General features: G+C 72.7%; 4 protein-coding genes. 2 read left to right on the forward strand and 2 right to left on the reverse strand.

What is annotated here, in order from left to right; genetic code table 11:
- Nucleotides 1–355: 355 nt before the first annotated feature.
- Both ACFV2J_RS25875 and ACFV2J_RS25880 read right to left on the reverse strand, forming a co-directional pair.
- The gene (locus ACFV2J_RS25875; RefSeq protein WP_385440855.1) at nt 356–1,288 is read right to left on the reverse strand and encodes a 4'-phosphopantetheinyl transferase; all 933 of its coding nucleotides are present in this window, start codon (nt 1,286–1,288) and stop codon (nt 356–358) included.
- Nucleotides 1,236–2,144: a metallophosphoesterase gene (locus ACFV2J_RS25880; protein ID WP_385095468.1), complete on the reverse strand. Its 909-nt coding sequence runs from the start codon at nt 2,142–2,144 to the stop codon at nt 1,236–1,238. The genes ACFV2J_RS25875 and ACFV2J_RS25880 overlap by 53 nt, the downstream gene beginning before the upstream one ends.
- A gap of 292 nt (nt 2,145–2,436) precedes the next feature.
- On the opposite strand from ACFV2J_RS25880, the gene ACFV2J_RS25885 reads away from it, so the two are divergent.
- Both ACFV2J_RS25885 and ACFV2J_RS25890 read left to right on the forward strand, forming a co-directional pair.
- Nucleotides 2,437–3,615, forward strand: coding sequence for an ATP-grasp domain-containing protein (locus ACFV2J_RS25885; RefSeq protein ID WP_385440858.1), 1,179 nt, complete (start codon nt 2,437–2,439; stop codon nt 3,613–3,615).
- 259 nt (nt 3,616–3,874) lie between these two features.
- Nucleotides 3,875–5,563, forward strand: coding sequence for a carbohydrate binding domain-containing protein (locus ACFV2J_RS25890; protein ID WP_385095475.1), 1,689 nt, complete (start codon nt 3,875–3,877; stop codon nt 5,561–5,563).
- The last annotated feature ends 120 nt before the right edge of the window (nt 5,564–5,683 follow it).

Below are 5,683 nucleotides of genomic sequence, written 5' to 3' on the forward strand. Positions count from 1 at the left end.
GAGGGGGCGTGGGCGGCCGGGGGGGTCGCCGGCGGGGCGGGCCGGGGGCGGGGCCCCGGGGGCGGGGGGGGGCGGGGGGGGGGGGGGCGCCCCGCCCCCGCCCCCCCCGCGCCCCGACGCGTGCGGGCCCGTCGGCGCACGGCCCCGCCCCGGGGCAGCGGCCCCGGCCACGGCGCAGGCCGTCCGGGTCGGCCGCCCGGTGGTGAGGAAGGCCGCCCCGGCCACGTGGGTCACCGTCCGCGCCATGGGGGGCCGCCCCGGCCACGGGGAGAGCCGGCGCCGGGCGGCAAACGGCGGGCGGCGGTCGCCGGGCGGCAAACGGCGGGCGGTGGTCGCCGGGCGGCGGCCGCTGTTCCTAGATCGCGCCCGTTCCGCCGTGGGGCACGGTGACGGCCGTGGCCAGCAGGCCCTGCCGGACGGTCCAGCGTCCGTCGAACGACTGGATCCGGCGCCCGCCGACCACCGGTCCCGGTACCAGGAGCGTGGCGCGGAATCCGCCGGACCGTGCGGGACCGCAGGTGCCGGGACGCGCCAGGGAACCCCTGGCCACGGAATCCCCGGACGCGGAGTCACCGGTCACGGAACCCCTGGCCACGGAACCCCTGGCCACGGAACCCCTGGCCACCTGAGCCCCGCTCACCGGACGTCCGCTCACCGGGCCCCCGGTCACGCCGGTTCCGCCCGCCACGGACCCCCGCGTGGGACCTCCGGGCGCGAAGGCCCCCGCGCGGACGCCGTGCGCCGCCGGGCCGCCGTCCTCGAAGAGGTCGATGTCCGCCTCCAGGAAGTCCAGCCACCGCCTCATCAGGGGGAACCACGCCTTGTAGACCGACTCCTTGGCGCTGAAGAGCAGCCGGTCCCAGTGCACCGACGGGTCCCGCTCCGCCAGCCGGCGCAGGCGGTCGTTCTCGGTGGGCAGTGCCACCGAGACGATGACGTCCTCGGGGAGCTCCTGGTGCGGTTCGGCGTCGATGCCCAGCGAGGCCAGGTCACCGGCGCGGGCGAGGGACGCGGCGCAGTAGCCCTCGCAGTGCGTCATGCTGCCGATCAGCCCCGCGGGCCAGATCGGCTCTCCGCTGTCCCCGCGCGAAATGGCGCGCGGGGCCACCCCGAGCTTCTCCATGGCCTGCCGGGCACAGCCGCGTACGGCGGCGAACTCACTGCGGCGCTTGTGCACGAACGACACCGCGAGCGCCTCTTCCTCGGGATACAGCCGCGCGCCACCGGCCGCGTCGTCACCGAGCGCCTCCACGCTCACGACCGAGTCCGGCAGCAGTTCCTCGATCACCGGTTCCGACCTCCATCGGCAGTATGCGGCGCAGTGTTCCCGGCGGCTTCGGGCGGGGGCGCCACTCGCGGGGGTAGCCCACCGAGACCTCTTCGAAGCGGACCCCTTCGAGGTGGGTGGTCCGCGGGATGTGGAGATGGCCGTAGACCATGACCTCGACGCGGAACCGGCGGTGCCAGTCGGCGGTCAGCCCGGTGCCGCACCACATCGCGAACTCGGGATAGCGCAGGACGTCGGTCGGGTGACGGTCCAGCGGATAGTGGTTGACCAGCACCGTGGGCAGGTCCTCGGGCAGCTCGGCGAGCCTGCGCTCCGTCTCGGCGACCCGGGCCCGGCACCAGGCCTCCCGGCTCGGATAGGGATCGGGGTGCAGGGTGTACTCGTCGGTGCAGATCACCCCGGTCCTCTCCGCGTACGCCATGCCCTCGTCCTTGGTCGCGCAGCCCGGCGGCAGGAACGAGTAGTCGTAGAGCAGGAAGAGCGGTGCGACGACGACGGGGCCGCCCGGGCCGTCCCAGACCGGGTAGGGGTCCTCGGGGGTCGTGACCCCGAGCTCCCGGCAGACGGCCACGAGATGCTCGTAGCGCTCGACACCGCGCAGCGTCACGGTGTCCTTCGGATGCGTCCACAGCTCGTGGTTGCCCGGCACCCAGACGACCTTGCGGAAGCGTCCGGCGAGTGTTTCGAGGGCCCAGTGGATGTCCGCCACGGTCTCCGAGACGTCACCGGCCACCAGGAGCCAGTCGTCCTCCGTCGAGGGGCGCATCTCCTCGACCAGGGCGCGGTTCTCCGGATACCCGATGTGCAGGTCGCTGATGGCCAGCAGGTTTCCGTGTCCGCCGGCCGTCGACCGCACCCTCGCCACCTCCGAGAAAAGGACTGGAAACACAAGAACACATTCACCCTCGCGGGACAAGAACGGACCGCGCGCGGCGGGGTCCGGTTCCGGCCCGGAGCGCTCGCTGCCGCGTCCCGGGAAATCCGTAACAGGCCCGTAGCACCACTGCGGTCCCGCTCCCCTTATGATCGCCCCAACACGGCCGCCATGAACCTACCTTGGCGTACGGCGGCTTGGTGTTCCTCCCTCCCCCCTTGGCCGGGCACACGGCCTGCTCCGCCGTGCCCGGGAACCGTGAAAGGCGGCCTGCATGGTCTCTCGCGTACGCGTCTGGCTCAACCGCACGTACGCGGAGAACGTGTTCTTCATGGACCAGCTGCGAAGTAATCCGCAGCGCCGCGCGGTCGAGATCCATGCCACGCACGGTGATCCCGACTCCCCCGTGCTGGCGGCCGCGGACACCGCCGCCCTGGAGCCGGACGGTCTCTCCCCCGCCGCGTACGTCGAGTACGCCCTCGACCAGTGCGCGCGGAACTCCGTCGACGTGTTCGTCCCGGTCCTGCACCAGCCGGCCATCGTGGCGCACCGCGCGGAGTTCGCCGCGGTCGGTACGGCCCTGCTGGCGCCGTCCGTCGAGGCGGTGGCCGTCTTCCAGGACAAGGCCACCGCGTACCAGGCGGTGGAGGCCGTGGGCGTACCGGTGCCCCCCTGGTGGCGGGTGCGCACTCCCGAGGAGCTCGTGGCGGCGGTCGAGGCGCTGGAGGCCGACGGCCACCGGGCCTGCTTCAAGCCCGCGGCGGGCGCCGGCGGGGTGGGCTTCCGTGTCCTGACCCGGACCCCCTTCTCGATGATGCACCTCAGCGGGTTCCCGAGCCCGTACGTGCCGCTCGACCTGGTGCTGGAGGCGATGCGGGAGGCCGACGGGCCCGTCGACTGGCTGGTCATGCCACGCCTGGAGGAGCCGGAGGTGTCGGTGGACTGCCTGACCGGTCCGGACGGCCGGGTCCGGATGGCCGTGGGGCGCACCAAGAACGGCCGTCGCCGGGGCTTCACGCTCCACCCTTCGTGGATCGAGCCCGCGCGGCTGCTCGCGGAGGCGTTCGGGCTGCACTATCTGACGAACATCCAGTTCCGTATGTTCGGCGACGAGCCGGTTCTGATGGACGTCAACACCCGTCCGGCGGGCGGCCTCCACCAGCTCGCCCAGTGCGGCGTCAACGCCCCTTGGGCGGCAGTGCAGTTGGCTCTCGGCGAGGAGACGGGCGAACTGGTGCCGTCGGCGCTCGCACCGGACTACACCGTGGTGGCGGGGCCGCGTCCGGTCCGTCCGGTGTCGCTGCCGCAGCAGCGCGCCGACACCCCCGCGCCCGCCCCCACGCTGCCTGCCGTCCCGGCACCGGCGGCGGAGGTCACCGCGGCACCGGCCGCGGCGCCCGCGTCCGCCGGCGCGTCCGCGGGTGCGAACAGCGCCGCCACGGCTCCCGCCTGACCGCGCCGCGCCCGTCACGCCCGTCCACCCCTCGCTTCCCTCCTCCCGCTCCCCTCTCCCCCCTCTCTGCGCCGACGCCGCCTCCCTTTCCCCCGCCCCCTCGACCCGCCCCGCCCCTTCCCTTCCCCTCGCACCCCCTGTCGGTCCACCGGTCCGGACCAGTTCTCGCTCAGTGTCTTGACAGCGTGATTGGTCCATACCAACTTGGTTGCGCACCTCTCAGCACTCCCGGACACCCCCATTTCTTCAGGGAGATCGCGTGCGCATCACCGACCTCGGACGTTCCAGACGTCGCTTCTTCGCTCTGCTCGGCACCGCCGCCCTGGCCCTGGCCGGGGCGGTCGCCCTCCCCACCACGGCCCAGGCGGCCAACATCCTCTCCAACCCCGGCCTCGAGTCGGGCAGTCTCTCCCCCTGGTCCTGCACCGGGAACCTCGGCTCGGTCGTCTCCAGTCCCGTGCACGGAGGCTCCAAGGCCCTCGCGGGCGCGGTGAGTTCGAGTGACAACGCCCAGTGCAGCCAGACCGTCTCGGTGCAGCCGAACACCACGTACAGCCTCTCGGGCTGGGTGCGCGGCAACTACGTCTACCTCGGGGTGGACGGCGGTGCCTCGACCTGGACCACGTCCCCGTCGGCGTACAGCCAGCTGTCCGTGTCCTTCACCACCGGCGCCTCGCAGACCACGGCCAAGATCTATGTCCACGGCTGGTACGCGCAGGGCACCTACTTTGCGGACGACATCAGCCTCGACGGTCCGGGCGGCGGAGGCGGCTCCGACACCCAGGCGCCGAGCGCACCGACGAACCTGACCTCCACCGGCAAGACCTCGTCGAGCGTGTCGCTGTCGTGGGGCGCGTCGAGCGACAACGTCGGCGTCAGCGGGTACGACGTCTACAGCGGCTCGAACCAGGTGCTCAGCGTCTCCGGCACCAGCGCCACGGTCGGCGGGCTGTCACCGAGCACGGCGTACACCTTCACGGTGAAGGCGCGGGACGCGGCCGGGAACACCTCCGCGGCCTCGAACTCCGTCAGCGTGACCACGAGCGCGGGCGGGGGCGGCACCCCCGGCTTCAAGCAGGCGGCGCCCTACCTGTACCTCGGCTGGGGCGACCCGCCGAGCGCGACCTCGGTGATGAGCTCGACCGGGGTCAAGTGGTTCACGATGGCGTTCATGCTCGACTCGGGCGGCTGCAACCCCGCCTGGGACAGCAGCCGTCCGCTGACCGGCGGCACCGACCAGACCGTCATCAACCAGATCCGCTCGGCGGGCGGTGACGTCGTCCCGTCGTTCGGCGGCTGGCAGGGCAGCAAGCTCGGCGCCAACTGCTCGTCCGCCGGCGCGCTGGCGGGTGCGCTGCAGAAGGTGATCGACGCCTACGGCCTCAAGGCGATCGACATGGACATCGAGAACACCGACGAGTTCGAGAACGAGGCCGTCCAGGCGAAGATCCTGACCGCGCTGAAGACCGTGAAGGCCAACAACCCCGGCCTGCGCACGATCGTCACCTTCGGCACCTCGACGACCGGTCCGACGTACTACGGCAACCGGCTCATCGAGCAGGCGCAGTCGCTCAACGCCGGCATCGACGTCTTCACGATCATGCCGTTCGACTTCGGCGGCGGCTCCGACATGTACGGCAACACCGTCAACGCCACCGAGGGGCTGAAGGCCAAGCTGAAGTCGACCTTCGGCTGGGACGACGCCACCGCCTACTCCCACATCGGCATCTCCGGCATGAACGGACTGAGCGACCAGCAGGAGAACACGACCCCGGCCATCTGGAGCTCGATCCGTGACTGGGCCAACACCCACCACATCGCCCGGCTCGCCTACTGGGCGGTCAACCGTGACCGGCCCTGCCCCGGCGGCGGCGTGGTGAGCAACTGCTCCGGCATCAGCCAGAACACCTGGCAGTTCACCTCCATCACCGCCGGGTTCACCGGCTGACACCTCCCGTGTGGGGGGGGGGCGGGCGGGCCGGGCGGGGGGGCCCCCCCCCCCGGGGGCACCCCCCCCCCCCCCCCGCCAACCTACCGTACGCCCCCCCCCCGGGGGGCCCCCCGCAAC

The sequence above is a fragment of the Streptomyces sp. NPDC059668 genome (assembly GCF_042734135.1).
Classification (GTDB): domain Bacteria; phylum Actinomycetota; class Actinomycetes; order Streptomycetales; family Streptomycetaceae; genus Streptomyces.